The sequence below is a fragment of the Streptomyces sp. 1222.5 genome, from assembly GCF_900105245.1.
GTDB classification, from domain to species: Bacteria; Actinomycetota; Actinomycetes; order Streptomycetales; family Streptomycetaceae; genus Streptomyces; species Streptomyces albidocamelliae.
Window position 1 is genome coordinate 5,314,585 of record NZ_FNSZ01000001.1, and the last position, 25,348, is coordinate 5,339,932.

Genomic DNA, 25,348 nt, shown 5'->3' on the forward strand with positions numbered 1-25,348 from the left:
GTGGTACGTCTCATCCGCACCAGGCGGCCGGTCGGCCGGCCACGCCAACGGACGCAGAAAGGCGGACCCCCCATGCGCCGTACGACGCCCCTCGCCCTCGCGGCGGCAGCACTGCTCCTCGCCGGCTGCGGCTCCCAGAGCGACGGGGACACCGGCAGCAACGGCAAGGTGTCACCCGCCCCCTCCAGCCACGCGCCCGGTACGGACGGCGGCGCGTGCGCGAGCCAGGCGGAACTGAAGGCCGGGGACGACGGGCACACCGTCTGCGTGACCAAGGGCGGCGAGGTCCGGGTCACCCTGGACGGCACCAAGGAGCGCCCGTGGAAGCCCGTCTCCGCGAGCGGCACCGCCCTGAAGGGCATCAACGCGGGCTTCGTCATCCAGCCGGGCGACGCCACGGCCGCGTATCAGGCGGTGTCCGCGGGCACCGTGCGGCTCACGTCCTCCCGCCCCCTGTGCGCCGAGCCCACCGCCCCCGGGCAGGTCTCCTGCAAGGGCATCCAGGAGTGGTCGGTCACCGTGCGGGTACGTTAACCGGCGAGATGACGTACCTGGTCCCACAGGACCGGGTCGACCACGCCGACCCGGCGCCGGAAGTCGCCCACCGGGACCTCGCGCAGCTCGTCGGTCTCCAGGAAGCTCGGGCGTCCCCGGGCGTCTCCGACCGCACCGGGCGGCAGCGGGATCACTCCGGCGCGCTCGTCGTGGTACTTGCTGGTGATCTTCGCGACGGTGGCCCGGTCGCCGCGCACGGCCAGCACCAGACAGGGCCGGTCCTTCGCCTCGAGGCGGTCCTCGTACGGGACGTCGGCCCACCAGATGTCCCCCGGGGCGGGGCGCCCGGCCCGGGCCGGGCGCGTACCCGGCCGGCCCGGCGGCCGCAGCCGCCGTCCGCCCGGCCGGCGGCCGCGGCCCCAGCCGTCGACGAGCGTGGCGACGAGCGCCAGCAGTACGACCGCCGCGAGCGCCAGCCACCAGGACGTGTCCATACGACGACGTTACCGGCGCGCGCCGCGCCGCGCGCGCCCTCTCACGATCCCTATGCGCCGCGGTTCCAGCCGAACCGGTGACAGCGCAGGTGAGTTCGCCCACAACGGCCCCTGGCGGAGGAGCGACCCGTGGTTTCGCGCCTTACGCTCGACAAACCGCACGACCCCCGTCCGCCCCCGGTTCTCCGGCTCCACAACCCGCCCGCCGGTGTCCCGTCCACCGGCTTTCCGCCAACGGAGGTTTCTGGTTCATGAAGCTCACCGTCGTCGGCTGCTCGGGGTCGTTCCCGTCCGCGGAATCGGCCTGCTCGAGCTACCTCGTCGAGGCCGACGGCTTCCGGTTGCTTCTCGACATGGGCAACGGCGCCCTCGGCGAGCTGCAGCGCCACTGCGGTCTCTACGACCTCGACGCGATCTTCCTGAGCCATCTGCACGCCGACCACTGCATCGACATGCTCGGCTACTTCGTCGCGCGCTACTACCGGCACGACGGCGGCCGCTGCGATCCGATCCCGGTCCACGGACCCGAAGGCACGGAGCACCGGCTGACCACCGCCTACGCGGACACCCCCTCCGCCTCCTCCATGAGCGAGGTCTTCGACTTTCACACGGTGAAGCCGTCCACGTTCGAGATCGGCCCGTTCACCGTGCACACCGAGCGCGTCCGGCATCCCGTGGAGGCGTACGGCATCCGCGTCGAGCACGGCGGGAAGGTCCTGACGTACTCCGGCGACACGGGTGTCACCGAGGCGCTGGACGAGCTGGCCCGGGACGCCGACCTGTTCCTGTGCGAGGCCGCCTTCACGCACGGCAAGGAGAGCATCCCCGACCTGCACCTGAACGGGCGTGAGGCGGGTGAGACCGCGGCCCGCGCGGGAGCCCGCCGCCTGGTCCTCACCCACATCCCGCCGTGGACCGACCCGCAGGTCAACCTCCGTGACGCGGGCGAGGTCTTCACGGGCCCGGTGGAGCTGGCCGCTCCGCGGCGCGTGTACGACATCTGACGACGGAGCGGCGCACGACGAGGCCCCCGGAGCAGCGGCTCCGGGGGCCTGACTCATGCCGTGCCGGCGGGTCTCACGCCTTGGTGAGGTCCTCGACCTCCTCCTCGGGCTCGCGGCCCGGGGTGGGGAGGTTGAACTTGGTGATCGCGAACCGGAACACGACGTAGTAGACCGCCGCGAAGACCAGGCCGATGGGGATGATCATCCAGGGCTTCGTGGCGAGGCCCCAGTTGAGGAAGTAGTCGATCGCGCCGGCCGAGAAGCTGAAGCCGTGGTGGACGCCCAGCGCCCAGGTGATGGCCATCGACAGGGCGGTGAGGACCGCGTGGATCGCGTACAGCAGCGGGGCGATGAACATGAACGCGAACTCGATCGGCTCGGTGATGCCGGTGACGAACGAGGTCAGCGCGAGCGAGAGCATCATGCCGCCGACGGCCTTGCGGCGCTCCGGGCGGGCGCAGTGGGTGATCGCCAGCGCGGCGGCCGGGAGGGCGAACATCATGATCGGGAAGAAGCCGGTCATGAACTGGCCGGCGGTCGGGTCGCCGTGGAAGAAGCGCGGCAGGTCACCGTGCCAGACGGTGCCGGCGGAGTCCTTGTAGCTGCCGATCTCCTGCCAGGCCACGGTGTTGACGAACTGGTGCATGCCGACCGGGAGCAGTCCGCGGTTGATGGCGCCGAAGATGGCGGCACCGACGGCGCCGAGGCCCGTCATCCACTCGCCGAAGTTGGTGATGACCTTGCCGACGGGCTCCCAGATCAGACCGAAGACCACACCGACGCCGGTGCCGATGAACGCCATGAGGATCGGGACCAGGCGGCGGCCGTTGAAGAAGCCCAGCCAGTCGGGCAGCTTGGTGCGGTGGTAGCGCTGCCAGACCACGGCGGCGATCAGACCCATCACGATGCCGCCGAGCACCTTCGGGTCGTTGTAGGTCGCGGCGACGTCCGCGCCCTTGGTTATCTTCGCCTCGGTGATCGGGAACGCGGTCAGCACGTTCTTGTACACGAGGAAACCGACCAGCGCCGCCAGCGCCGTGGAGCCGTCGGACTTCTTGGCGAAGCCGATGGCGATGCCCACACAGAACAACAGGGGAAGATTGCTGAAGACCGCGTCACCGGCGGTGGCGAAGACGGCGGCGACCTTGTTCCAGCCGAGGCCGTCCTTGCCGAACACATCGTCCTGGCCGAGGCGCAGCAGGATGCCGGCCGCCGGCAGGACGGCGATCGGGAGCTGGAGGCTGCGGCCGACTTTCTGCAGGCCCTGAAGCAGCCCGGATCCCCGCTTCTTCGCGGGAGCCGCCGTTGCGGTGGCGGTGCTCATGGTTCCTCCATCGGGTGGTGGTCTACACCACTCAGTGGTGTAGACCTGTTGTAGCACGATGAAGGGCGTATAAGGAACCACGAAATCCGCTACCGCGGCACTACGCAAAGTGCCGGGTCAGCGGGGGTTCGCGGGGGCCGTGGACGCCGTGCCGTCAGACCTTCGTGACGTCCTCGACCTCCTCCGCCGGTTCGCGTCCCGGTGTCCTGAGGTCGAACCTGCTGATCGCGAACCGGAAGACCACGTAGTACACCGCCGCGAAGCACAGGCCGATCGGGATGATCGCCCACGGTTTCGTCGCCAGGTGCCAGTAGATGAGGTAGTCGATGAGCCCCGCGGAGAACCCGAAGCCGTCGTGCACCCCGAGCGCCCAGGTCACCGCCATCGACACCCCCGTGAGCACCGCGTGGATCGCGTACAGGAACGGGGCGATGAACAGGAAGGAGTACTCGATCGGTTCGGTGATGCCGGTGACGAAGGACGTCAGCCCGACCGAGAGCATCAGCCCGCCGACCTCCTTGCGCCGCTCCGGACGCGCGCAGTGCGTGATCGCCAGGGCCGCCGCCGGCAGCGCGAACATCATGATCGGGAAGAAGCCCGAGGTGAACTGGCCCGCGTTCGGGTCGCCGGCCAGGAACATGTTGATGTCGCCGTGCACCACCTTGCCGCCGGGCGTGGTGTAGGTGCCGAACTGGAACCAGATGGGCACGTTCAGGAACTGGTGCAGCCCGACGACGAGCAGTGCCCGGTTGGCCACGCCGTAGATGCCGGCCCCCCACGAGCCCGTGTCCCGCAGCCAGTGGCTGAAGGTCTCCAGCGCGTCCCCGATGGGCGGCCAGATCCACAGGCACAGGGCCGCGAAGAGGATGCCGACGAACGCCATGATGATGGGGACGAGCCGGCGGCCGTTGAAGAAGCCCAGCCAGTCCACCAGCCTGGTGCGGTGGAAGCGGGCCCAGAGGGACGCGGCCAGCAGCCCCATCACGATGCCGCCGAAAACGCCGGGGTTCTGATAGGTGAAGGCCGTCACCGACCCGTCGCTCACCTGGCAGCCGACGTTCGCCACCGCGGTGGAGCCGCCCGGGCAGTCCTCCGGGAACTGACGCAGCACCCCGTAGTACACGAGGAAGCCCGCCACCGCCGCGAGCGCCGTGGAGCCGTCCGCCTTCTTCGCCATGCCGATCGCGACACCGACGCAGAACAGCAGCGGCAGCCCGAGGGAACCGTCGAGCAGGCTGCCGCCCGCGCCCAGCATCACCTTCGAGACGGTCGTCCAGCCGAGGCCACCCTCCCCGACCACGCCCGGCTGGGCCAGTCCGATCAGCAGGCCCGCCGCCGGCAGCACGGCGATCGGCAGCTGGAGGCTGCGGCCCATCTTCTGCAGACCCTGGAACACACGGTTCCAGCGTGCCCGCGCCGGACCGGCCGTACCGTCGGGGCGTGCGCTCTCGGCGCTCATGGGCGTCCTCCGGCCACTCGACTCGGACGCGGTTTGGCGACCGTCCCCACGGTGGTGTAGACCAGTTGGCGGACGGTTCCGCTGTCGTGATCGCCATCATTCGGCACGGACGGCATGACCGCTCGCGAAGATGGGCCAACTGTGGGTTACTGCGACAAAGCGGTTCGGATCAGGGAGAAGCAACATGGCCAGCAAGGCTGAGAAGATCGTCGCCGGACTCGGCGGGATCGACAACATCGAGGAGATCGAGGGCTGCATCACCCGGCTGCGCACCGAGGTGTCCGACCCCTCGCTGGTCGACGAAGCCGCCCTGAAGGCCGCCGGCGCCCACGGCGTCGTGAAGATGGGCGCCGCCATCCAGGTCGTCATCGGCACCGACGCCGACCCGATCGCCGCGGAGATCGAAGACATGATGTGAACCCCACGGTTCACCCTCAAGGGGCTCTTCCCGACGCGGGAGGAGCCCCTTCCGTCCGTACGGCTAGGCTCGTCGCCATGTCTCGCATCGACGGCCGTACCCCCGAACAGCTCCGCCCGGTCACCATCGAACGCGGTTGGAGCAAGCACGCCGAGGGCTCCGTCCTCGTCTCCTTCGGCGACACCAAGGTGTTCTGCACCGCCTCCGTCACCGAGGGCGTCCCGCGCTGGCGCAAGGGCAGCGGCGAGGGCTGGGTCACCGCCGAGTACGCCATGCTGCCCCGCTCCACCAACACCCGCGGCGACCGCGAGTCCGTCAAGGGCAGGATCGGCGGCCGTACGCACGAGATCTCCCGGCTCATCGGCCGCTCCCTGCGCGCCGTCATCGACTACAAGGCGCTCGGCGAGAACACCATCGTCCTCGACTGCGACGTCCTCCAGGCCGACGGCGGCACCCGCACCGCCGCCATCACCGGCGCCTACGTCGCCCTCGCCGACGCCGTCGCCTGGGCCCAGGGCAAGAAGCTGATCAGGGCCGGCCGGCAGCCGCTGACCGGCACCGTCAGCGCCGTCTCCGTCGGCATCGTCGGCGGCGTGCCCCTGCTCGACCTCTGCTACGAGGAAGACGTGCGCGCCGAGACCGACATGAACGTCGTCTGCACCGGCGACGGCCGCTTCGTCGAGGTCCAGGGCACCGCCGAGGCCCAGCCCTTCGACCGCACCGAACTCAACGCCCTGCTCGACCTCGCCGTCGCCGGCTGCACCGAGCTCACCGCCCTCCAGCGTGCAGCCCTGGAAACCACCCTCGGCGCGTAGCGGCCACCCCGCCCCCGAGTAAAGGGACGGCCAAGACTGCCCGTACTCACGGGCAACCAGGCGCCCCTTCCCGGCGTCCTACGGGTACGGGTGCACGGCCCACCACCGTGCGCCCGGCCAGCCGTACCAGGGGAGGGACCCATCACCATGGCCGCCAGCCGCCGTCGACGCCGTGGCGTCACCACCATCGCCGCCACCGTGGCCGCCGCCGCGCTCACCGCCGGCCTCACCACCGGCTGCGACGCCGTGAACAAGGCCCTGGACTGCGTGCAGACCGCCGACTCCATCGCGGACAGCGTCACCGACCTCCAGCAGGCCGTGGAGAACGCCTCCGACGACCCCACACAGCTCGACGCCTCCCTCGCCGCCATCGACAAGAACCTCGACAAGATCGGCGACAAGACCGACAACGCCGACGTCAACAAGGCCGTCGACGACCTGAACAAGGCCGTCGCGAACGTCCGCGCGTCGATCAGGAACGGCGACAACACCCCCGACGTCAGCCCCGTCACGGACGCGGCCGGCGAACTCACCAAGGTCTGCACCTCGTAGCGGGCTCCGCGCCCCGACGGGGCGCGGAGAACCACGCGACCGGCCGCGAACCGGCCCGCGGCCGCTCGGCGAACCGTCAGTACCGGTCGTCCCGGCGCCGCTCCCGCTCCTCGTACCGCTCCTCGCGGCGCGTCCGGTGCAGCTCGTGCCGGGACTCCCTGCGCTCCAGCCGCTCCTGACGGCGCTGCTCCTTCAGCCGCTGCCGCTCGGCCCGGGTGACCTTCCGCTCCACCCCGACCCCGCCCCAGAACGCCAAACCGCCGATGACGACCCGAGGCGCGCCCGGCTCGGGCGGCCCGTCGTCACGGGGATGCTCGAACGCCCCCATCACCCCGACGCCGCGCACCACGACCTCGACGCCCGGCGGCACGACGACCTGCACCCCGCCCATGACGGCCACGACGTTGATCTCGACCTCGCGGTCCGCGAAGTCCGCCTCCCGGAGGTCGATCTCGCCGCCGCCCATGAGGACGAAGGCGTTGAACCGCTTGGGCATCGTCCAGCGGCCCTTGCGCTCGAACCCCGACATGACCGCGAACCCGCCCGTCGAGGTGCCCCCGCCCCCGACGATCCGACCCGCCCAACCGCCCTGCTCCGCCGGTGCCTTGGTGAACGAGACGGGAGCGGACACCGCCGCGCCGGCGGCGGGCAGATCACGGGTCAGCGGCGTCAGCTCGCCGTACGTACGCGCCTTGTACGCCGCCTCCAGCCGCTCCTCGAACTCCTCCATGTCGAGCCGGCCCTCGGCCAGAGCGTCCCGCAGGACCTCGGTGACCCGCTCACGGTCGGCGTCGGACGCCCGGAGATCCGGGACTGCGTCGTCGGTCATGGCAGCAGCCTACGAGACCGCCTTCTCCGCGTACATCTTCGCGATGACGGCCTCGATGTCCGGCTCCCGCACCGAGAGGTCCACCAGCGGATACCGGGCCGCCAGCTCCGCCACGAGCGGCGCCGCCGACTGCCCCGCCGGGAACGCCAGCCACTGCCGCGGCCCCTCCACCCGCACCACCCGCGCCGACGCCACCTCCACCGGCGGCAGTTCCCGCTCCAGGTCCACCACCAGCGTCCGCTCGCTCTCCCCGGCCTCGTGCAGCCCCGCCAGCGGACCGTCGTACATCAGCCGCCCGTGGTCGATCACCATCACCCGTGAACACAACTGCTCGATGTCCTGCAGATCGTGCGTGGTCAGCAGCACCGTCGTACCGCGTTCGGTGTTCAACTCCCGCAGGAACCCCCGCACCTTCGCCTTCGACACCACGTCCAGGCCGATCGTCGGCTCGTCCAGGTACAGCACCTCCGGATCGTGCAGCAGCGCCGCCGCGATGTCCCCGCGCATCCGCTGCCCCAGCGACAGCTGCCGCACCGGAACGTCCAACAGCGCCCCCAGCTCCAGCAGTTCCACCAGCCGGTCCAGGTTCTCCCGGTAACGGGCGTCCGGGATGCGGTACATGCGATGCGCCAGCCGGTACGAGTCGATCAGCGGCAGGTCCCACCACAGGGTCGTCCGCTGCCCGAACACCACCCCGATCCGGTGCGCCAGCCGCCTGCGGTCCCGCGACGGATCGATCCCCGCCACCCGCAGCCGCCCCCCGCTCGGCGTCAGGATCCCGGTCAGCATCTTGATCGTCGTCGACTTCCCGGCACCGTTCGGCCCGATGTAGCCGACCATCTCCCCACGCCCCACCGTGAACGAGAGCGAGTCCACCGCCCGCACCTCGCGCCGCTCCCGCCGGAGGAACCCGGCCTTCCTGCGCACCTCGAAGACCTTCTCCACGCCCTCCAGCGCGATGAAACCGTCCCCGGACCCGGCGAGGCCCCGCCCCGCTCCCGTGAAGTCGCCGTCCGTCATCCGTTAACTCCCCGCGCTCCGATACGAACGAAGTCCCGCCCGCCAGGCCAGCCCCGCCAGCGCGCAGGCCCCCACCGCCACCAGCGGCGAGACGAACGCCACCCACCGCGGCAGCCCCAGCGGATACGGCCGCCCCAGCACATAGGCCGCGGGCAGCCAGTTGACGAAGGCCAGCGGCAGCAGGAACGTCACCCCGCGCACCAGCTCCTTCGCGAACACCGACGGCGGATACTGCAACAGCGTCGTACCGCCGTACGTGAAGGCGTTCTGCACCTCCGAGGCGTCCTGCGCGAGGAACTGGAAGGCCGCCCCCGCCACGAACACCGCGCAGAAGATCCCGCAGCCGCTCGCCACGATCACCGGCATCAGCAGCAGCTTCGGCAGGGTCCACACCACGTCCAGCCCGGACACCGCCCAGCCCAGCACCAGCAGCCCCTGCGTCACCCGGCCGAGGCGCCGCAGCGCGAACTGGTCCGCCGCCACCTGCGCCAGCACCGGCACAGGCCGCACCAGCAGCGCGTCCAGCGTCCCGTCGCGCACCCGCCGCCCCAGCCGCTCCATCGACCCGATCAGCAGGTCCGCCAGCCCGAACGCGGTCGCCGACAGCCCGTACAGGAACGCCACCTCCGGCAGCGACCAGCCGCCCAGCGCGTCCACCCGCGAGAACATCAGCATGATCGCGACGAAGTCGAAGAAGGTCGCCGCGAAGTTCCCGAACGTGGTCATCGCGAAGGAGAGGCGGTAGGCCATCGTGGACCGCACCCACATCGCCGCGATCAGCCGATACGCCCGCGCCCCCTCCAGCACCCGGCCGCGCTCACCCACCCTGCACCACCACCCGGCGCGTCGCCGCCGACTGCACCAGCCGCCCGGCGCCCAGCAGCACCACCGCCCACGCCCCCTGGAACAGATAGGTCCCCAGCGGATCCGCGTGCCCCAGCAGCACGTCCGCCGGCGCCTGCAGCAGCGACGACCAGGGCAGCACCCGCACGACATCCCCGAGCGCGCCCGGGAACACGTTGAGCGGCAGCAGCATCCCCGAGCAGAAATACCCCGCGAGCCACGCCATCTGCCCCACCCCCGTGCCGTCCAGCAGCCAGAACGCGCTCAGCGCCACCAGATACCGGATGCCGAAACCGACCAGCATCGCCAGCAGCACCGCCACGAGGAAGGCCAGCCAGGTACCGGCGTCCGACGGCAGGTACACCGGGAAGCACAGCGCCCCGAACAAGAACGGCACCGCCCCCCGCCCCAGCAGCTGGAAGAACGACCGCCCGAGATCGGCGGCCAGCCACCACAGCTGCAGATCGGCGGGCCGGTACAGGTCGATCGCCACGTCCCCCGTACGGATGCGGTCCATCAGCTCGCTCTCCACACCGCCGCCGCCGATCGCGAGGGTCGACAGCAACGCCTGCCCCAGCCACACGTAGGTCACGGCCTGCGCCTGGTCGTACCCGCCGAGGTGCGGACGCTCGTCCCAGAGCGCGCGATAGGTGTAGACGAGGATCAGCCCGAAGACCGTGTTCGTGAACACCCCTGCCGCGGTGGCCGCCCGATAGGTCGCGTACCGTCTGAATCCCCCCGCCGCGACGGCCCCGTACAACCGTCCCGCGCCCACGTCAGTCGACCTCCCTGGACAGCTCGACACCGAAGCGCAGGAGCCTAGCCCGGAGGCCCGACGCCCGGCCACGCATTTCCGTGGCCGAAGCGTGCCGGAATTCGGGAACGGAACGCCAGGTGCGAGAGTCTTCAAACAGGGGGCGCAGAAGGCGTACGAGGCGTACGGGAAACGTACGACGCGAAACAGGAGTCCGTGCACGAGATGAGCGACGAGCCGCAGCCGCAGCAGCCGAACGAAGGCGTGGCGCCGGAAAAGCCGCTGCCGGCTGAAGGGCCCGGAAGCCCGGGGGGCCGCGAGGAGAAGGCCGCCGAGGGGGAGAAGGGGACGAGCCGGGCCGCTACCCGCGGGGGTGACGCCGAGCGCACCCGTCCGGGTGACGGCCCGCGCTCCGGCACGGCCCAGGACCGGACGACCTCCATCGCCCGAGCCCGCGAGGCATCCCGGGAGGGTTCGAACGGCGCGGCGGCCTCCGGCGGCTCCACGGCACCCGGTGACGCACCGACGCCCGGCGGCCAGGCGGCTCCGGGTTCGGGGGCGTCCGGTGGGAGTGCCGCTTCCGGTGGTGCGTCGGCGTCCCGTGGCGGCTCGGGCAAGGGCTCGGCGTCCGGTGGTTCCCCGGCACCCGGTGACGCGCCGACGTCCGGTGGGAGTGCCGCTTCCGGTGGTGCGTCGGCGTCCCGTGGCGGCTCGGGCAAGGGCTCGGCGTCCGGTGGTTCCCCGGCACCCGGTGACGCGCCGACGTCCGGTGGGAGTGCCGCTTCCGGTGGTGCGTCGGCGTCCCGTGGCGGCTCGGCGACGGGCAAGGGCTCGGCGTCCGGTGAGCCTTCGGCTGACCAGGGCGGGTCCGCGACCGGCGGAGCCACCGGTGGGCAGGGCGCCGGCGCCGCCCCGAAGCGGCCCGCCGTCGGCAAGCAGCAGGGGCCGGTCGACGCGGAGGCGTCCCGGCCGGCCGACAGCACACAGGTGCTCCGCCGTGTCACGCCGCCCCGCCGGCCCCAGACGTCGTCCTCGCCGTCCGGCCCCACGCAGTCGGCGCCGAGCGGCACGGCGGGCGGGGCAGCCTCGGGCGGCGGCGAGGACCGGGCGCCCGAGAGCACCCAGATCCTCCGACGCGTCAACGCACCGCGCGCGGGCGAGCCGGACGCTCCCGCCAAGGGGGCCGCCGACGCGCAGAACAGCCCCGGCCGCACGCCCCGGCCGCCCGCGCCCCGTCAGGGCGGCACGAACCGCGCCGCCCAGGCCGCGGGCGCTGCCGGTGCCGGCGCCCTGGGCGCGGCCGGTCTCAGCAAGGCCGCCGGTGCCGCAGGCGAGGCCGCGGCCGCCGGAACCGCGGCCGCCGGAACCGCGGCCGCCGGAACCGCGGCCGCCGGCGGCGTGGGCGCCGCCCGCGCCGCTCGTGCCGCCCGCGCCGCCGGTACGGCCCAGGGCTCCCCGGCAGGCGCCGTCGGCGCGGCCGGACGCGGCGGCCCGGAGACCACGGCGGCCCACCCGGCCACGCAGGCCGACGACCCGCGGCAGACCGCCGCCGGCGCCGCCACGCCGGACGGCCCCGCCCCCGCGGGCAAGGGCAAGAAGGGCAAGCGCCCCAAGCGCACCGGCTGGCGGCGGCTCCTGCCCACCTGGCGCATGGTGCTGGGCACCTTCGTGATCGGCGTCCTCCTGATCATCGGCCTGTTCTTCCTCGGCTACTCCCTCGTCAAGATCCCGCCGGCCAACGCCATCGCGACCAAGCAGAGCAACGTCTTCCTCTACTCGGACGGCTCCCAGCTCGCCCGCGACGGCGACGTCAACCGCGAGAACGTCAACCTCGCCCAGATCTCCAAGCCCGCCCAGCACGCCGTCCTGGCCGCCGAGGACCGCGACTTCTACACCGAGTCCGCCGTCGACCTCAAGGCGATGCTCCGCGCCGGCTGGAACACCGCGACCGGCAAGGGCAAGCAGTCCGGCTCCACGATCACCCAGCAGTACGTGAAGAACTACTACCTGGCCCAGGAACAGACGGTCACCCGTAAGGCCAAGGAGTTCTTCATCTCGATCAAGCTGGACCGCCAGAAGTCCAAGGACGAGATCCTCGAGGGCTACCTGAACACCAGCTTCTTCGGCCGCAACGCCTACGGCATCCAGGCCGCCGCCCAGGCCTACTACGGCATGGACGCCCAGGACCTCGACCCGGCCCGCGCCGCCTACCTCGCCGCGCTCGTCAACGCGCCCAGCGAGTACGACGTCGTCGCCCACCCCGAGAACAAGAGGGCGGCCGTCGCCCGCTGGAACTACGTCCTCGACGGCATGGTCAAGAAGGGCTGGCTCAAGGAGTCCGAGCGCGTCGGCCTGAAGTTCCCCATGCCCAAGGAGCAGACCGTCTCCACCGGCCTGTCCGGCCAGCGCGGCTACCTCGTCGACGCGATCAAGCACTACCTGGTCAAGAACGACATCATCGACGCCGACCAGCTCGAGGCCGGCGGCTACCGCATCACCACGACCATCCAGAAGAAAAAGCAGAACGCCTTCGTCAAGGCGGTCGACGACCAGCTGATGTCCAAGCTGGACAAGAAGAACCGCAAGGTCGACAGCTACGTCCGGGCAGGCGGCGCCTCCATCGACCCCAGGACCGGCAAGATCGTCGCGATGTACGGCGGCATCGACTACGTGAAGCAGTACACCAACGGCGCGACCCGCGGTGACTTCCAGGTCGGCTCCACCTTCAAGCCGTTCGTGTTCACCTCCGCGGTGGAGAACGGCTCCACCACCCAGGACGGCCGCACGATCACCCCCAACACCGTCTACGACGGCACCAGCCGGCGCCCCGTCGAGGGCTGGACCGGCGGCGGCTACGCCCCGTCCAACGAGGACGAGAAGTCGTACGGCGACATCACCGTCCGCAAGGCCACCGACCTGTCGGTGAACTCCGTGTACGCGCAGATGGCCGTCGACGTCGGCCCCGCCAAGGTCAAGCAGACCGCGGTCGACCTCGGCATCCCCGCCGGCACCCCGGACCTCCAGCCGTACCCGTCCATCGCCCTCGGCACCGCCAACGCCAGCGTCCTGGACATGACGGAGGCGTACGCGACGCTCGCCAACCACGGCAAGCACGGCACGTACACCATGATCGAGAAGATCACCAAGGACGGCAGCGACGTCGTCAAGCTGCCCGAGGAGCCCGTCGAGCAGGCCGTGAGCCGCGAGGCCGCCGACACCACCACCTCCATCCTGCAGAGCGTGGTCGACAGCGGCACCGCCACCGCCGCCCAGGCCGCGGGCCGCCCGGCGGCCGGCAAGACCGGTACCGCGGAGGAGGACACCGCCGCCTGGTTCGCCGGCTACACCCCGGACCTCGCCACGGTCGTCTCCGTCATGGGCCAGGACCCGGTGACCGCCAAGCACCGGCCGCTGTACGGCGCCCTCGGCCAGGCCCGCATGAACGGCGGCGGCCCGCCCACCCAGATCTGGGCCCAGTACACGGGCGAGGCGCTGAAGGGCAAGCCGACCGCCGAGTTCGACCTCCGGCTGGAACCGGGAGCCGACAGGACCGAGGAGCCCAGCGCCACCGGCTCCGCCACGCCCGGCACGGGCGGCCAGGACGACGGCGGCACCACCGACGGCGGCCAGGTCGACGGCGGCGCGACCGCCACCCCGACCGACGGCGGTACCACCGGCACCCCCACCGACGGCGGCACGACCACCGACGGAGGCACCACCGACGGCGGCACGACCACCGACGGAGGCACCACCACGGGCGGCGACACCACCGGCGGGGACACGGCGACCGGCGGCACCACCACGGGCGGCGACACCACCGGCGGAGGCACCACGACCGGCGGCGGCACCCCCGGCGGCGGAACCGACGGGGGCGGGACCACCGGCGGCGGCACCACCACCGGCACGGGCGGCCAGCCACTGACCGCCCGGCGGCCGTGAGCCCCCATGGGCCGCGGCTGAGACGTCAGTGACCGCCGGTCGCCTTCAGCCCCACCACGGCGACCAGCAGCAGACACACGAAGAACACCCGGGCGGCGGTGACCGGCTCACCCAGCAACACCATGCCGAGCACCGCCGCCCCGGCCGCCCCGATGCCCACCCACACGCCGTAGGCGGTACCGATGGGCAGCGACTTCGCGGCGTACGACAGCAGCACCATGCTCGCGACGATCCCCGCACCGGTGAGCACACTGGGCAGCGGCCGGGTGAATCCGTCGGTGTACTTCATCCCGATCGACCAGCCGACTTCCAGCAGACCGGCGACGACAAGCAGAACCCAGGCCATGACAGGCACCTCCGAGACGGGCGACGACTCTTCCTCCGGTGCGTCGTCTTTGCCTTCGACCCGGTACGGCGCGTCTCGTCGGGCTCGCTTTCGAACATAGCAAAAGAACGGCGGAGGGGGCCGGTGACCGCGGTCACCGGCCCCCTCCGCCATCGAATCAGAGGTGGGACAGGGAGGATCGAGGATCGAGGGGGCTCAGAGATACAGCCCCGTGGAGTCCTCCGACCCCTCGAAACGGTCCGCGGCCACGGCGTGCAGATCACGCTCCCGCATGAGCACGTACGCCACGCCCCGCACCTCCACCTCGGCCCGGTCCTCCGGGTCGAACAGGACCCGGTCGCCCGGCTCCACGGTGCGCACGTTCTGGCCGACCGCGACGACCTCGGCCCACGCCAGCCGCCGCCCGACCGCCGCGGTCGCGGGAATCAGAATGCCCCCGCCCGACCGCCGCTCGCCCTCACCGGTCTCCTGCTTGACCAGGACCCGGTCGTGCAGCATCCGGATCGGCAGCTTGTCGTGGTGGGGGGTGCTCTGCTGGTTTCTGTTGGCGCTCACGCCTCGAACCTACCTGCCTTCGACACGTCCGTACCGGGCCGGGTCAGCCCTTGCGCCGCCGGGCGCCCAGAGCGAGCAGCCCCACGACCCCGACGGCGAGCAGCGCCACCGGCACGACCCGCTCCAGTCTGGTTGCCCCGTCCTCGTCGACGAACTGCGCCCTGACCTCGCTCACCACCCGATTGACCTGCACATAGGCCCGCCCGACCGTGTGATCGATGTTGGCGACGACCTTGGCCCTGGCATCCCCGACGATCGTCTTCGGATGCACCCGCATCCCGATCTCGTCGAGCGTCTCGGCCAGCACTTCGCGGCGGCGCCTGATGTCCGCCTCGATCTGCGCCGGTGTTCTCGTGTCCGACGTGTCCGCCACCGTACGGCCTCCGAAGTCTTCTGATGCTGTTCCGAACAGTCTGTCAGCTCATCCCCGCGCCGCATCGCAAGGCCCCCCGGTTACGCTGGCCAGATGAGCGAGCGACTCCAGCCGGGGGACGTGGCCCCCGCCTTCACCCTCCCCGACGCCGACGGCAACGAGGTCTCCCTGTCGGACCACAAGGGCCGCAAGGTCATCGTCTACTTCTACCCCGCCGCCCTCACTCCCGGCTGCACCAAGCAGGCCTGCGACTTCACCGACAACCTCGACGTCCTCGCGGGCGCCGGCTACGACGTCATCGGTATCTCCCCGGATGCCCCGGAGAAGCTGGCGAAATTCCGCGAGAAGGAGTCCCTCCGGGTCACCCTCCTCGCCGATCCGGACAAGAAGGCCACCGAGGCCTACGGCGCCCACGGCGAGAAGAAGAACTACGGCAAGACGTACATGGGCGTGATCCGCTCCACGATCGTCGTCGATGAGCAGGGCAAGGTGGAACGCGCCCTCTACAACGTCCGCGCGACGGGCCACGTAGCCAAGATCATCAAGGACCTCGGCATCTGAGGCCGCGCTTCCCACCCACGGCCCGCCCCGGACCCCGGCGCGGGCCGTCTGCCGTCATTCCGGACGTGACTGTCCGATAACCGGTTCGTTACTCCGGACGGGCGGGGAACGCCTGCCCGTGATGGAGGCAACTCGATGGCGGCCGGTACGTATGCCAAGGACCGGCTGGAGGCAGCGGCTCGTGCATCACGAACACGGTCGGAGGCGCTGGAACGGCTGGGGGTGGACCCGGGAAGCCCGTCGCGGCGGTACGTGCTGGAGCGGATGAGGAAACTCGGCGTGGACGTCTCCCACTTCGAGCGGGAGGGGGCGCGGTGGACGCGCGAAGTTCTCGAGCCGGTGGTGGCGGTGTCCGTCGGCATCAATGAGGTGGTGCGTGAACTCGGCATCGAGGAGCGCTGCGCCGGCTGTGGCGCGACTGGTGCGACAACCGCATCGGCAACCTTCGGTTGCTCTGCCCCGACTGCCACTCGATACGGACAATCACCGCGGTCGGGCCAAGAGGCCCCGGGGTGGCGTCCGATGAGCGGTGGCGTGCGGTACACACGTGAACGGTTGGCCGAAGCCGCCGAGCGGTGTGCGAGCCTCGACGAGGTGCAGGCGTGCCCGCCCCGAACCCGACGAGTCGTGCAGGGCCGTCACCGAGTCGGTCTCCGTCGCCGAGGCGCTGCGCCGCCTCGGGCGCCCGGACGACGGCACCCAACGCGCCATGCTGCGCACATGGATCGCCGAGGACCGCCTTCCACCGCGCCCTTCCTCGGACAGGCCCACCACGGCAGGCGGCGCTCGGACCGGGTCAGGCGCGCGGAGGACATCCTGGTCCAGCACGCGGCCGACGTCGGACGCGCACCTGTCTGCTTAGCCGTGCACTCCACGGTCGACCACATCAACGGCGACTGGAGCGACGACAGTCGGAGCAACCTTCGCCTGCTGTGCCAACTGCCACGCGACGACAACCGCCTGGTGCCGAGACGACCCGCGACGGCATACTCTCGCCCAGTAAAGTAGGGGGCTACAGGCGCTCGTACTCCAATTGGCAGAGAGGCAGGCCTTAGAAGCCTGATGTTGTCGGTTCAAGTCCGACCGGGCGCACAGGCAGAGAGGGCCCGGTACCTTTGAATCAAAGGTGCCGGGCCCTCTCTGTGATCCTCAGTCCAGCAGTTCCCGGACCGCCGGTACCAGGGCGCGGAACGCCTTGCCGCGGTGGCTGATCGCGTTCTTCTCGGCGGGGCTCAGCTCGGCGCAGGTGCGGGTCTCGCCCTCCGGCTGGAGGACCGGGTCGTAGCCGAAGCCGTTCGTGCCGGCCGGAGCGTGCCGCAGGGAGCCCCGCAGCCGGCCTTCGACCACCCGTTCCGTGCCGTCCGGCAGGGCGAGCGCGGCGGCGCAGGCGAAGTGCGCGGCCCGGTGTTCCTCCGCGATGTCGGAGAGCTGGGCGAGGAGCAGGTCGAGGTTGGCCTTGTCGTCGCCGTGCCGGCCGGCCCAGCGGGCGGAGAAGATGCCGGGGGCGCCGCCCAGAACGTCCACGCAGAGGCCGGAGTCGTCGGCGACGGCGGGAAGACCGGTCGCCCGGGCCAGGGCGTGGGCCTTCAGCAGGGCGTTCTCGGCGAAGGTGACGCCGGTCTCCTTGACGTCGGGGATCTCGGGGAAGGCGTCGGCGCCGACCAGTTCGTGGGGGAGCCCGGCGTCGGCGAGGATCGCCCTCAGCTCGGTGATCTTTCCGGCGTTTCGGGTGGCGAGGATCAGGCGGGTCATGCGGCCAGTATTCCTGGCCGCCCGTGCCCGGTGCCGCCCGCCCCGCCCCCGTCGGCTACAGCTCCGCCTGGCCCGCGCCCCTGAGCGTGTACAGGTCGAACGTCTCGGCCATCTTGGCGAAGCCCAGGTCGCTGGGGTGCAGATGGTCACCGGAGTCGTACACGGGGAGCAGGCGGTGGGGGGCGTAGGGGTCGCGCAGGGCCTTGTCGAAGTCGACGACGGCGTCGTACACCCCGCCGGCCCGGATCTGCGCGTTGACCTGCTGCCGTACCGCCTCCCGGGCCGTGGTGAAGCCGCGGTGGCCCTCGAAGGGCATCAGGGTGGCGCCGACGACCTTGAGGCCGCGTGCGTGTGCCTGGCGGACGAGGGTGCGCAGCCCGGCGGTGATGCGGTCGGGGTCGGCGAGCCGGGGGTTGCGCAGGATGTCGTTGATGCCGAGGTCGATGACGACGACCTTGACGTTGGTGCGGGAGAGCGCGTCGCGGCCGAAGCGGCCCAGTCCGCTCTGGTTCTCCGCGGGCCGGCCGAAGCCGTCGGCGAGGACCTGGTTGCCGCTGATGCCCTCGTTGACGACGCTGTAGCGCGGGAGTTGGCGTCCGCCGCCGAGCGCGGTGCGCAGCCGTCCGGCGAGGACGTCGGGCCAGCGGCGGTTGGCGCCGATGGTCGAGGTGACGCCGTCGGTGATGGAGTCGCCGAAGACGACGACGGTGCCCTCGGCCTCGTTGCTGAGGACGTCCACGGCCGTCAGATAGCGCCAGTACGGCGTCTGTTGGGTGTACGGGGCTGCGGTGGTGTCCTCGGTGCGGTCACCGTCGGCCACGTAGGAGATCTGCCGGGCGTGCGGGTGGTAGGTGACCGGGCCGGACGCGGTGGGGGAGTAGGTGGTGACCAGGAGGTCGCCGCCGTGCGGAACGGCGAGGCGCACGGCGTCGCTGACGATCTGTCCGCCGGCGGGTATGACGACACCGGCGCTGCCGTTGAAGGTCAGGCGGCGCATCGTTTCCGCGGCGGCCGCGGCGGTTCCGTCGCCGGCCGCGAGGGCGAGCGAGGCGTGGCTGATGGTCAGCGGGGACTGTCCGTAGAGATTGGACAGGGTGATCCGGGCACCCGTACCGCCGGCGTCGGCGTGCACGACGTTGCGGACGGAACGGCCCGCCAGGCCGGTGCCCTCGGTGCCGGGTTCGCCGCCCACGGGTGCGGCGGCCCAGGAGCCGACCCAGGTGCCGGTGGAGGCGGGGGCGGCGGCGGAGTCGCGGTGGGTGCGGTTGCCGGCAAGGGCGCTGCCGGGGGTGCCGTCGTCGGCGGCGACGGTGAGGTAGATGACGGTGGACAGTGCGACGACGAGGGCGACGAGCGCGCCCAGGATCACACCGTGTCGGGCGGGGACGGCGGCTTCCGGCTGCTCCGCGGCGGGCCCCGCACCCCCCTCATGACGCTTGGTCACGCTTGCGTTGTTCTCCTTGATAGATGGGAGCCCGAGGCTCCGATCCGATGAATCCATGATGCGTCATGGGCCGGGCCGGTCTGACAGGGCCCTGCCCAAAATCCCCTTCCCGAGAGACGCCGGGAACTCCTGTTTCGTTCCGGGAGTCGGTCAGGAAGGGACAATTGTGTGCGGGATCACCGAGCGGGTGGAGCTGATGGAACCTACGGAGACGGGAACACGGGGAGTGCGGGCACCGGAGCGTGCGCCTGCCGCGCCGGGGCGCGCGGCGTCGTACCGGACCATGACGGCGTTCACCCCCGCGGACGAGGAGCGCCGGGCCGGTGTGCGGCGCATGAAACTCACGGCGACCGGGATGCTGCTGTTCGTGGCGCTGGTCTACGTCCTCGCGAAGCTGGCCGAGCACGAGGGCGCCGGGGCGTGGGCGGGCTATGTGGCCGCTGCCGCCGAGGCGGGCATGGTGGGTGCGCTGGCGGACTGGTTCGCGGTCACGGCGCTGTTCCGGCATCCGCTGGGCCTGCCCATCCCGCACACCGCGATCATCCCCACGAAGAAGGACCAGCTGGGCGTCTCGCTGGGTGAGTTCGTGGGGGAGAACTTCCTGTCGGAGGCCGTCGTGCGGCAGCGGCTGCGCGCGGTCGGCATCGGCAGCCGGCTGGGCGCGTGGCTGGCGGAGCCGGAGCACGCGGACCGGGTGACGGCCGAGCTGGCGACGGCCCTGCGGGGCGCGCTGGCGGTGCTGCGGGACTCCGATGTGCAGGCGGTCGTCGGGGAGGCGATCACCCGGCGGGCGAACGCGCAGGAGATCGCGCCGGGCATCGGGAAGATGCTGGAGAAGGTCGTCGCCGACGGTGGTCACAAACGGGTGGTGGACCTGGTGGTGGCCCGCGCCCACGACTGGCTGGTGCTGCACCGCGGTGACGTGATGGTCGCGGTGGAGGGCGGCGCGCCCGGCTGGACCCCGCGGTTCGTCGACAAGAAGGTCGGCGAGCGGGTCTACAAGGAGCTGCTGCGGTTCGTGACCGAGATGCGGGACATGCCGTCGCATCCGGCGCGGGGCGCGCTGGACCGGTTCCTCACCGACTTCGCCTCCGACCTGCAGTCCGACACGGACACCCGGGCGCGGGTGGAGCGGCTGAAGGGGGAGGTGCTGGGCCGCGGCGAGGTGCAGGACCTGATCGCGTCGGCGTGGACGGCCGTGCGGTCGATGATCGTGGCGGCGGCCGACGACGAGCGCAGCGAGCTGCGGCTGCGGGTGCGGGCCGCGCTGCTGTCGCTGGGCCGGCGGATGGCGACCGAGCCGAAGGTGCAGGGGAAGGTCGACAGCTGGGTGGAGGGTGCGGCGGTGCACGTCGTGACGACGTACCGCAAGGAGATCACCTCGCTGATCACGGACACGGTGGCGGGCTGGGACGCGGAGCACACCACCCGCAAGATCGAGGCCCACATCGGCCGCGACCTCCAGTTCATCCGCATCAACGGCACGGTGGTGGGATCGCTGGCGGGCTTGCTGATCTACGTGGTGTCACGGGCGCTGGGAGCGTGAGCCCTGCCGGGGGCTCGGCGGGGTGGTGAGCTCGGCTCCGGGGGCGCACTTGGAGGGGGTACCGCCCCGTGGCTTGCCGCGCCTGTGGCTTGCGGCTCGCTCCGGCCGCTCGGCTGCCTGACCCACTGGCCTGCTGGACCCGTCCGTCCGAGTGGCCCGCCGACCGCGCCGGCCTCTCGGCCGGAGTGAGCCCCTCTGCAGTGCCGCCGTGCCGCCGGCGGCCGCCGCGCTGGGCGGCCTATATCGGCAGGGGCCGGGCACCCGGTATCCGTCCTTCGAGGAGGAAGGGAGCCCATGAGCACAGCTGAGGCCGAGTCCGGCCGGAGCATCACCACCGACATTCCCGCCCGGCTCGACCGCCTGCCCTGGTCCCGCTGGCACTGGACGATCGTGATCGGCCTGGGCACCGTATGGATCCTGGACGGCCTGGAAGTCACGGTCGTCGGCAACATCGCGAGCCGGCTGGCCGAGCCGGGCAGCGGTCTGGCGATCTCCTCCGGGCAGATCACCGGTGTCGCCGCGGCGCTCTACGTGGCGGGTGCCTGCGTGGGCGCCCTGTTCTGGGGCCGTCTGACCGACCGCTTCGGCCGCAAGAAGCTCTTCATGATCACCCTGGCGGTGTATCTGGCGGCGACCGCCCTGACGGCCGTGTCCTGGGAAGCCTGGTGGTTCTTCCTGTTCCGCTTCCTGACAGGTTTCGGCATCGGCGGCGAGTACGCGGCGATCAACTCCGCGATCGACGAGCTGATCCCCGCGAACTACCGCGGCCGGGTCGACCTGATCATCAACGGCAGCTTCTGGCTGGGCGCGGTCGGCGGCTCCCTGCTCTCGATCGTCGCGCTCAACACCGGCCTGCTGCCGGCGAACGTCGGCTGGCGCCTGACCTTCGCCCTCGGCGCGGTCCTGGCCCTGGTCATCCTGCTCGTACGACGGCACGTCCCCGAGAGTCCGCGCTGGCTGCTCATCCACGGCCGGGACCGGGAGGCGGAGGAGATCGTCTCCGGCATCGAACGGCAGGTGCGGGAGGAGAAGGGCGCGGCGCTGCCCGAGCCGCAGGGTGAGCTGGAGATCCGCCAGCGCAAGAACGTGACCTTCCTGGAGATCGCCCGCACGGTGTTCGGCCAGTACCGCAAGCGCGCGGTGCTCGGCTTCTCCCTCTTCATCGGCCAGGCGTTCCTGTACAACGCGATCACCTTCGGCTTCGGCGCGATCCTGACCAAGTTCTTCGACGTGCCGTCCGACCACACCGGCTACTACTTCGCGGTGATCGCGGTCGGCAACTTCTGCGGTCCGCTGCTGCTGGGCAAGCTGTTCGACACGGTCGGCCGCCGGGTGATGATCTCCGGCACGTACCTGCTCTCCGGTCTGCTGCTGTTCGGGACGGCCTGGCTGTTCGACCGCGGCTCGCTGAGCGCGGGCACGCTGACGGCCTGCTGGTGCGCGGTGCTGTTCTTCGCGTCGGCGGGTGCGTCCAGCGCATACCTGACGGTGTCGGAGATCTTCCCGATGGAGACGCGGGCGATGTCGATCGCCTTCTTCTACGCCCTCGGTACGGCGGCCGGCGGTATCAGCGGCCCGCTGCTGTTCGCCGACCTCACGAGCACGGGCAAGGTCGGTGACACCGTCCTCGCCTTCTCGATCGGTGCGACCCTGATGTGCCTGGCCGGTCTGGTCGCGGCGTTCCTCGCGGTGAAGGCCGAGCGCCGCTCCCTCGAGGACATCGCCCGCCCGCTGACGGCCGTGGCGGGCCGGGCCAGGGAGGCGACGAAGAACGCCCGGCCGTCCCGGCGTTCACCGGGCACGCAGGGCCCGACGACCCCACCGGCGGCGAGCCGGCCGTAACGTCCGGTGCCGGTTCCGGCGCTTGGAATCGGTGTGACCGGTTCCAGGTACCGGCACCGGTGCCGGTGCGAGAACGGCGTGGCCGGCCCCGCGATCCCAGGGCCCCGGTCCTCGGGCAGTGACACCCGAGGGTCGGGGCCCGATCCGTGCCCGGTCCCCGTCCGGCCCGTGCCCCGTCCGTGCCCGGCCGTCACGCGCCGGTCGTGGAGCCCGGCCGGACGATCATCAGGATCGTCACGGTGGCCCACAGCACGTTGAACACCCCGGTGTACATGGCGAGTCGCGCGGTGTGCCGGACCGTACCACCGCCCTCGACGAGCGCGGTCTGGGCGGGAAGCACGAGCGCGGCGAGGACCACGGCCGCGAGGGCGGTCAGCGCGATCGAGGTGATCAGCCAGGCGTCGCCGAGCACACCCATCCGGCTCGCGGTGGCGAACCCGAAGACGGGTACGACGACCCCGACGACGGCGTACACCCGGCAGATCCGGTACAGCAGCCGAAGTGTCCCGGCGGGATCACCGGCGGCACCGGCGTCGTCCGCGAGGGCGGCGGCACCGGAGTCGTCGTCCGCGGGGGCGGTGGTCCCGGAGCCGCCGGGCGGCGCGGCGAGGACCCGGCGGGCGGCGGGCGGGAACATGCTCGCGGCGACGGTCACGGGGCCGACGGCGACGATCGCGGCGAGGACGTGCACGGCGAGGAGGAACTTGGTCACGGCGGTGACGCTAGGGCCCGGGACGATCTTCGAGAAGTGGCGGAAGTGCCAGGCTTCGACGGATTCCCGCCAGTCACCCGACCAGGACTCCGCTGTCGCACCCCGGAGGGCGCTGTTGGCGACAATCCGTCGCAAGCCTACGATCCCGCCATGCACACCGTGGCCGTACTGGCGCTGGACGGGGTCATCCCGTTCGACCTCTCCGCTCCCATCGACACCTTCGGCTGGGCGCGGCTGCCCGACGGCAGGGCGCCGTACCGGGTGCGGGTCTGCTCGGTGCGGGAGGAGGTGAGCGCGGGCGCCTTCACGGTCCGGGCGCCGTACGGCGTCGAGGCGCTCGCCGACGCCGACACGATCGTCCTGCCCGGGGTCGCCGAACCGCCCGGGACGCTGCCGCCCGGCGTCGCGGAGGCGCTCCGCGCGGCGGCGGCCCGCGGCACCCGTATCGCCTCGATCTGCGTGGGCGTTCCTCTTCGCGGCGACGGGTCTGCTGGACGGCCTGCGCGCCACAACCCACTGGGTCGCCCCCCCGGACCTGGCCGAGCGCCACCCGGCGGTGACCGTCGACCCGAACGTCCTCTACGTCGACAACGGCCAGTTCCTCACTTCGGCGGGCGCCGCGGCGGCGATGGACATGTGCCTGCACATGATCCGCCGGGACTTCGGCTCCGCGGTCGCCGCGCACGCGGCCCGCATGTCGGTGATGCCGCTGGAGCGGGAGGGCGGGCAGGCCCAGTTCATCGTGCACGACCTGCCCCCGGCCCCGGCCGGCGCGACCCTGGAGCCCCTGCTGCACTGGCTGGAGGACCACTGCGACCGCGATCTGACGCTGGACGAGATCGCGGCGCAGGCGGGCATGAGCAGCCGTACCCTCAACCGCCGCTTCCGGGAGCAGACCGGCACGACACCGCTGCAGTGGCTGCACCGGGCGCGGGTACGACGGGCCCAGTATCTGCTGGAGACGACCCCGTACTCGGTGGAACGCATCGCAGGGCAGGCGGGTTTCGGCTCCCCGACGGCGTTCCGGGAACGGTTCCGGAGGGTGGTGGGGACGAGCCCGCAGGCGTACCGGAGGGCGTTCCGGGCGGGGGAGAGGGTGCCGTAGGCGCCGGAGGCAGGTGGCCCGGCGTTCAGGCCTTGCGGTCGGCGACGGCCCAGGAGGCCAGGGCCACGGCGCCGGCGACACCGAGGACGGACGGCCAGGCCCCGACCTTCTTGGCCAGCGGATGGGAACCGGCGAACCCGGCGACGTACGCGGCGGTCAGCGCGCCCGCCGCCTTCCCGCCGGCTCGCGCGCGCCACTGCTGGGCGGCGGTGGCGCCGGCGACGGCCAGGACGACCCCGCCCAGCTGCCGCTTCTTCGTCCAGCGGGCGACGCCGTAACCGCCGACGAGCCCGGTCGCGGCGACGACCGCACTGGGAACCCTGGCCATGACTGCCTCCTGTGTCCCTGAATCATCCCCGAGGTCTGCCCCGAGGCTAACGCGCGGACACCGGACCGGCCGGACCCGGGTCCAGGTCCCTCGAGTGTGCCGTTTTTCGCCACACAGGCCGCATCGCGCCACATGCCGCGCATTGGCCGAACACCCGCCCATGACCACCGCCTTACGGGGTACCGGGCTTGCGGTGTCCCGACGTGCCCCGAGGAGGAGCCACCACGATGACCGTGACGACCCCGCAGCCGAGAGCGACCATTCCCGCCCCGTCCGCGTCCCTGCGCCCCGCGGCCCACGAGACGCCCGAGGGCGCCGGCTGGGTGATGCTGGCGGATGCGGTGCGCGAGGCGGGCCAGTACCCGACGAGAGCGGAGGCCGAACGCGTCACCCGCATCGTCCTCCGCGCCCTGGGCGCCCACGTCACCGGTGACGAGCGGGTGGCGCTGGCGCAGGCTCTGCCGCCTGAGGCGGCCCAGGTGATGGTGTCCCAGATCCCGGCCGCGCACGCCGTGTCGGCCCGCGAGTTCGTCGAGTCGGTGGCGGCGCGGCTCGAGGGCTCGACCCCGGCGACGGCCCGCTGGGACGCCGGTTCGGTCCTGAGCGTGCTGGCGGACCGGATCGGCGAGCCCCTGACGACTCGCGTCCTGGCCCAACTCCCGCCGGGCTTCGCCCTCCTGTTCGGCCGGGCGGACCTCGCGGCGACGGCGTAGCGCTCGCGGCTCAGGCCTTCTCCCCGGGGCGCACAGGCCGACGGCGTACCGGTCGGGAGGATGACCGGTACGCCGTCGGGTCAGGGGAAGAGATGTGCCGGTTCAGTGATCACCGGCGCGTCGAG

Annotated in this window: 24 protein-coding genes, 1 tRNA gene, 2 pseudogenes and 1 riboswitch; of the genes and pseudogenes, 13 read left to right on the forward strand and 14 right to left on the reverse strand. The window is 71.8% G+C overall.

Features of this window, described 5'->3' with window-relative positions; translation table 11 throughout:
* Positions 1-72 precede the first annotated feature (72 nt).
* Entirely contained in the window at positions 73-534 is a 462-nt protein-coding gene (locus tag BLW57_RS23975) for a hypothetical protein (RefSeq protein ID WP_093477357.1), read from the forward strand.
* On the opposite strand, the gene BLW57_RS23980 is transcribed toward BLW57_RS23975, so the two are convergent.
* Positions 531-989, reverse strand: a complete 459-nt coding sequence (locus BLW57_RS23980; protein WP_093477358.1) for a type II toxin-antitoxin system PemK/MazF family toxin — start codon at positions 987-989, stop codon at positions 531-533. The genes BLW57_RS23975 and BLW57_RS23980 overlap by 4 nt on opposite strands.
* A gap of 251 nt (positions 990-1,240) precedes the next feature.
* Between BLW57_RS23980 and BLW57_RS23985 the strand changes: the two genes are divergently transcribed.
* The gene (locus tag BLW57_RS23985; RefSeq protein WP_093477359.1) at positions 1,241-1,993 is read left to right on the forward strand and encodes an MBL fold metallo-hydrolase; all 753 of its coding nucleotides are present in this window, start codon (positions 1,241-1,243) and stop codon (positions 1,991-1,993) included.
* A 73-nt stretch (positions 1,994-2,066) separates the two neighbouring features.
* Here the strand turns inward: BLW57_RS23985 and BLW57_RS23990 are convergent, their stop codons facing one another.
* Together BLW57_RS23990 and BLW57_RS23995 are read right to left on the reverse strand one after the other, a co-directional pair.
* Positions 2,067-3,317, reverse strand: a complete 1,251-nt coding sequence (locus BLW57_RS23990; RefSeq protein WP_093477360.1) for a PTS transporter subunit EIIC — start codon at positions 3,315-3,317, stop codon at positions 2,067-2,069.
* 154 nt (positions 3,318-3,471) lie between these two features.
* Entirely contained in the window at positions 3,472-4,776 is a 1,305-nt protein-coding gene (locus tag BLW57_RS23995; protein ID WP_093477361.1) for a PTS transporter subunit EIIC, read from the reverse strand.
* Positions 4,777-4,960: 184 nt separating this feature from the next.
* Between BLW57_RS23995 and BLW57_RS24000 the strand changes: the two genes are divergently transcribed.
* The 3 genes from BLW57_RS24000 (at position 4,961) to BLW57_RS24010 (ending at position 6,561) form a co-directional block, all read left to right on the forward strand.
* On the forward strand, positions 4,961-5,194 hold the full coding sequence (locus tag BLW57_RS24000; RefSeq protein WP_093477362.1) for a PTS sugar transporter subunit IIB: 234 nt from the start codon (positions 4,961-4,963) through the stop codon (positions 5,192-5,194).
* A 77-nt stretch (positions 5,195-5,271) separates the two neighbouring features.
* Positions 5,272-6,009 carry a ribonuclease PH gene (gene rph, locus BLW57_RS24005; RefSeq protein WP_093477363.1) on the forward strand — a complete coding sequence of 246 codons (738 nt, stop codon included), beginning with the start codon at positions 5,272-5,274 and terminating at the stop codon, positions 6,007-6,009.
* Between the two features lie 147 nt (positions 6,010-6,156).
* A complete protein-coding gene (locus tag BLW57_RS24010; RefSeq protein ID WP_093477364.1) occupies positions 6,157-6,561 on the forward strand; it encodes a hypothetical protein in 405 nt (134 codons plus the stop codon).
* 76 nt (positions 6,562-6,637) lie between these two features.
* On the opposite strand, the gene BLW57_RS24015 is transcribed toward BLW57_RS24010, so the two are convergent.
* From BLW57_RS24015 to BLW57_RS24030, 4 genes are read right to left on the reverse strand one after another with little or no spacing between them, the layout of a single operon-like run.
* Positions 6,638-7,390 (reverse strand): DUF1707 SHOCT-like domain-containing protein, encoded by a 753-nt coding sequence (locus tag BLW57_RS24015; protein ID WP_093477365.1) that lies wholly within the window; start codon positions 7,388-7,390, stop codon positions 6,638-6,640.
* A gap of 9 nt (positions 7,391-7,399) precedes the next feature.
* On the reverse strand, positions 7,400-8,410 hold the full coding sequence (locus BLW57_RS24020) for an ABC transporter ATP-binding protein (RefSeq protein WP_093477366.1): 1,011 nt from the start codon (positions 8,408-8,410) through the stop codon (positions 7,400-7,402).
* A gap of 3 nt (positions 8,411-8,413) precedes the next feature.
* Positions 8,414-9,178, reverse strand: a complete 765-nt coding sequence (locus BLW57_RS24025) for an ABC transporter permease (RefSeq protein WP_093480844.1) — start codon at positions 9,176-9,178, stop codon at positions 8,414-8,416.
* A 49-nt stretch (positions 9,179-9,227) separates the two neighbouring features.
* On the reverse strand, positions 9,228-10,028 hold the full coding sequence (locus BLW57_RS24030; protein ID WP_093477367.1) for an ABC transporter permease: 801 nt from the start codon (positions 10,026-10,028) through the stop codon (positions 9,228-9,230).
* Positions 10,029-10,994: 966 nt separating this feature from the next.
* Here BLW57_RS24030 and BLW57_RS24035 point away from each other — a divergent pair.
* The gene (locus BLW57_RS24035) at positions 10,995-13,946 is read left to right on the forward strand and encodes a transglycosylase domain-containing protein (RefSeq protein WP_093480845.1); all 2,952 of its coding nucleotides are present in this window, start codon (positions 10,995-10,997) and stop codon (positions 13,944-13,946) included.
* Between the two features lie 25 nt (positions 13,947-13,971).
* On the opposite strand, the gene BLW57_RS24040 is transcribed toward BLW57_RS24035, so the two are convergent.
* The 3 genes from BLW57_RS24040 to BLW57_RS24050 all read right to left on the reverse strand — a co-directional run bounded on the left by BLW57_RS24040 (position 13,972) and on the right by BLW57_RS24050 (position 15,220).
* Positions 13,972-14,292: a DMT family transporter gene (locus BLW57_RS24040; RefSeq protein WP_093477369.1), complete on the reverse strand. Its 321-nt coding sequence runs from the start codon at positions 14,290-14,292 to the stop codon at positions 13,972-13,974.
* 37 nt (positions 14,293-14,329) lie between these two features.
* Positions 14,330-14,398: riboswitch (guanidine-III (ykkC-III) riboswitch) on the reverse strand.
* 89 nt (positions 14,399-14,487) lie between these two features.
* The gene (locus BLW57_RS24045; protein ID WP_143638545.1) at positions 14,488-14,790 is read right to left on the reverse strand and encodes a GroES family chaperonin; all 303 of its coding nucleotides are present in this window, start codon (positions 14,788-14,790) and stop codon (positions 14,488-14,490) included.
* Between the two features lie 100 nt (positions 14,791-14,890).
* The gene (locus BLW57_RS24050; RefSeq protein WP_093477370.1) at positions 14,891-15,220 is read right to left on the reverse strand and encodes a DUF3618 domain-containing protein; all 330 of its coding nucleotides are present in this window, start codon (positions 15,218-15,220) and stop codon (positions 14,891-14,893) included.
* Between the two features lie 93 nt (positions 15,221-15,313).
* On the opposite strand from BLW57_RS24050, the gene bcp reads away from it, so the two are divergent.
* From bcp to BLW57_RS24070, 3 genes and pseudogenes are all read left to right on the forward strand, one after another.
* A complete protein-coding gene (gene bcp / locus BLW57_RS24055) occupies positions 15,314-15,781 on the forward strand; it encodes a thioredoxin-dependent thiol peroxidase (RefSeq protein ID WP_093477372.1) in 468 nt (155 codons plus the stop codon).
* Between the two features lie 135 nt (positions 15,782-15,916).
* Positions 15,917-16,307: pseudogene (locus BLW57_RS42470) on the forward strand (hypothetical protein).
* A 492-nt stretch (positions 16,308-16,799) separates the two neighbouring features.
* A tRNA-Leu gene (locus BLW57_RS24070) sits at positions 16,800-16,873 on the forward strand.
* A 57-nt stretch (positions 16,874-16,930) separates the two neighbouring features.
* On the opposite strand, the gene rdgB is transcribed toward BLW57_RS24070, so the two are convergent.
* Together rdgB and BLW57_RS24080 are read right to left on the reverse strand one after the other, a co-directional pair.
* Entirely contained in the window at positions 16,931-17,533 is a 603-nt protein-coding gene (gene rdgB, locus BLW57_RS24075) for an RdgB/HAM1 family non-canonical purine NTP pyrophosphatase (protein WP_093477374.1), read from the reverse strand.
* A gap of 55 nt (positions 17,534-17,588) precedes the next feature.
* Complete coding sequence (locus tag BLW57_RS24080; RefSeq protein WP_256339567.1) at positions 17,589-18,977, reverse strand: SGNH/GDSL hydrolase family protein; 1,389 nt, start codon at positions 18,975-18,977, stop codon at positions 17,589-17,591.
* Between the two features lie 166 nt (positions 18,978-19,143).
* On the opposite strand from BLW57_RS24080, the gene BLW57_RS24085 reads away from it, so the two are divergent.
* Together BLW57_RS24085 and BLW57_RS24090 are read left to right on the forward strand one after the other, a co-directional pair.
* On the forward strand, positions 19,144-20,523 hold the full coding sequence (locus tag BLW57_RS24085) for a DUF445 domain-containing protein (protein WP_093477377.1): 1,380 nt from the start codon (positions 19,144-19,146) through the stop codon (positions 20,521-20,523).
* Positions 20,524-20,817: 294 nt separating this feature from the next.
* Positions 20,818-22,365 (forward strand): MFS transporter, encoded by a 1,548-nt coding sequence (locus BLW57_RS24090; protein WP_093477379.1) that lies wholly within the window; start codon positions 20,818-20,820, stop codon positions 22,363-22,365.
* Positions 22,366-22,555: 190 nt separating this feature from the next.
* Here BLW57_RS24090 and BLW57_RS24095 read toward each other — a convergent pair whose 3' ends face one another.
* On the reverse strand, positions 22,556-23,077 hold the full coding sequence (locus tag BLW57_RS24095; protein ID WP_093480846.1) for a hypothetical protein: 522 nt from the start codon (positions 23,075-23,077) through the stop codon (positions 22,556-22,558).
* A 150-nt stretch (positions 23,078-23,227) separates the two neighbouring features.
* Here BLW57_RS24095 and BLW57_RS24100 point away from each other — a divergent pair.
* Positions 23,228-24,182: pseudogene (locus BLW57_RS24100) on the forward strand (GlxA family transcriptional regulator).
* Between the two features lie 25 nt (positions 24,183-24,207).
* Here the strand turns inward: BLW57_RS24100 and BLW57_RS24105 are convergent.
* Positions 24,208-24,510, reverse strand: coding sequence for a hypothetical protein (locus tag BLW57_RS24105; protein ID WP_093477380.1), 303 nt, complete (start codon positions 24,508-24,510; stop codon positions 24,208-24,210).
* A 227-nt stretch (positions 24,511-24,737) separates the two neighbouring features.
* On the opposite strand from BLW57_RS24105, the gene BLW57_RS24110 reads away from it, so the two are divergent.
* Entirely contained in the window at positions 24,738-25,223 is a 486-nt protein-coding gene (locus tag BLW57_RS24110) for a DUF2267 domain-containing protein (RefSeq protein WP_093477381.1), read from the forward strand.
* The last annotated feature ends 125 nt before the right edge of the window (positions 25,224-25,348 follow it).

What these genes read in the sequence shown, in the direction of transcription:
- BLW57_RS23975 (WP_093477357.1), top strand. Translation starts at nt 73, where the DNA reads ATGCGCCGTACGACGCCCCTCGCCCTCGCGGCGGCAGCACTGCTCCTC.
- BLW57_RS23980 (WP_093477358.1), bottom strand. Translation starts at nt 989, where the DNA reads ATGGACACGTCCTGGTGGCTGGCGCTCGCGGCGGTCGTACTGCTGGCG.
- BLW57_RS23985 (WP_093477359.1), top strand. Translation starts at nt 1,241, where the DNA reads ATGAAGCTCACCGTCGTCGGCTGCTCGGGGTCGTTCCCGTCCGCGGAA.
- BLW57_RS23990 (WP_093477360.1), bottom strand. Translation starts at nt 3,317, where the DNA reads ATGAGCACCGCCACCGCAACGGCGGCTCCCGCGAAGAAGCGGGGATCC.
- BLW57_RS23995 (WP_093477361.1), bottom strand. Translation starts at nt 4,776, where the DNA reads ATGAGCGCCGAGAGCGCACGCCCCGACGGTACGGCCGGTCCGGCGCGG.
- BLW57_RS24000 (WP_093477362.1), top strand. Translation starts at nt 4,961, where the DNA reads ATGGCCAGCAAGGCTGAGAAGATCGTCGCCGGACTCGGCGGGATCGAC.
- rph (WP_093477363.1), top strand. Translation starts at nt 5,272, where the DNA reads ATGTCTCGCATCGACGGCCGTACCCCCGAACAGCTCCGCCCGGTCACC.
- BLW57_RS24010 (WP_093477364.1), top strand. Translation starts at nt 6,157, where the DNA reads ATGGCCGCCAGCCGCCGTCGACGCCGTGGCGTCACCACCATCGCCGCC.
- BLW57_RS24015 (WP_093477365.1), bottom strand. Translation starts at nt 7,390, where the DNA reads ATGACCGACGACGCAGTCCCGGATCTCCGGGCGTCCGACGCCGACCGT.
- BLW57_RS24020 (WP_093477366.1), bottom strand. Translation starts at nt 8,410, where the DNA reads ATGACGGACGGCGACTTCACGGGAGCGGGGCGGGGCCTCGCCGGGTCC.
- BLW57_RS24025 (WP_093480844.1), bottom strand. Translation starts at nt 9,178, where the DNA reads ATGTGGGTGCGGTCCACGATGGCCTACCGCCTCTCCTTCGCGATGACC.
- BLW57_RS24040 (WP_093477369.1), bottom strand. Translation starts at nt 14,292, where the DNA reads ATGGCCTGGGTTCTGCTTGTCGTCGCCGGTCTGCTGGAAGTCGGCTGG.
- BLW57_RS24045 (WP_143638545.1), bottom strand. Translation starts at nt 14,790, where the DNA reads ATGCTGCACGACCGGGTCCTGGTCAAGCAGGAGACCGGTGAGGGCGAG.
- bcp (WP_093477372.1), top strand. Translation starts at nt 15,314, where the DNA reads ATGAGCGAGCGACTCCAGCCGGGGGACGTGGCCCCCGCCTTCACCCTC.
- rdgB (WP_093477374.1), bottom strand. Translation starts at nt 17,533, where the DNA reads ATGACCCGCCTGATCCTCGCCACCCGAAACGCCGGAAAGATCACCGAG.
- BLW57_RS24090 (WP_093477379.1), top strand. Translation starts at nt 20,818, where the DNA reads ATGAGCACAGCTGAGGCCGAGTCCGGCCGGAGCATCACCACCGACATT.
- BLW57_RS24105 (WP_093477380.1), bottom strand. Translation starts at nt 24,510, where the DNA reads ATGGCCAGGGTTCCCAGTGCGGTCGTCGCCGCGACCGGGCTCGTCGGC.
- BLW57_RS24110 (WP_093477381.1), top strand. Translation starts at nt 24,738, where the DNA reads ATGACCGTGACGACCCCGCAGCCGAGAGCGACCATTCCCGCCCCGTCC.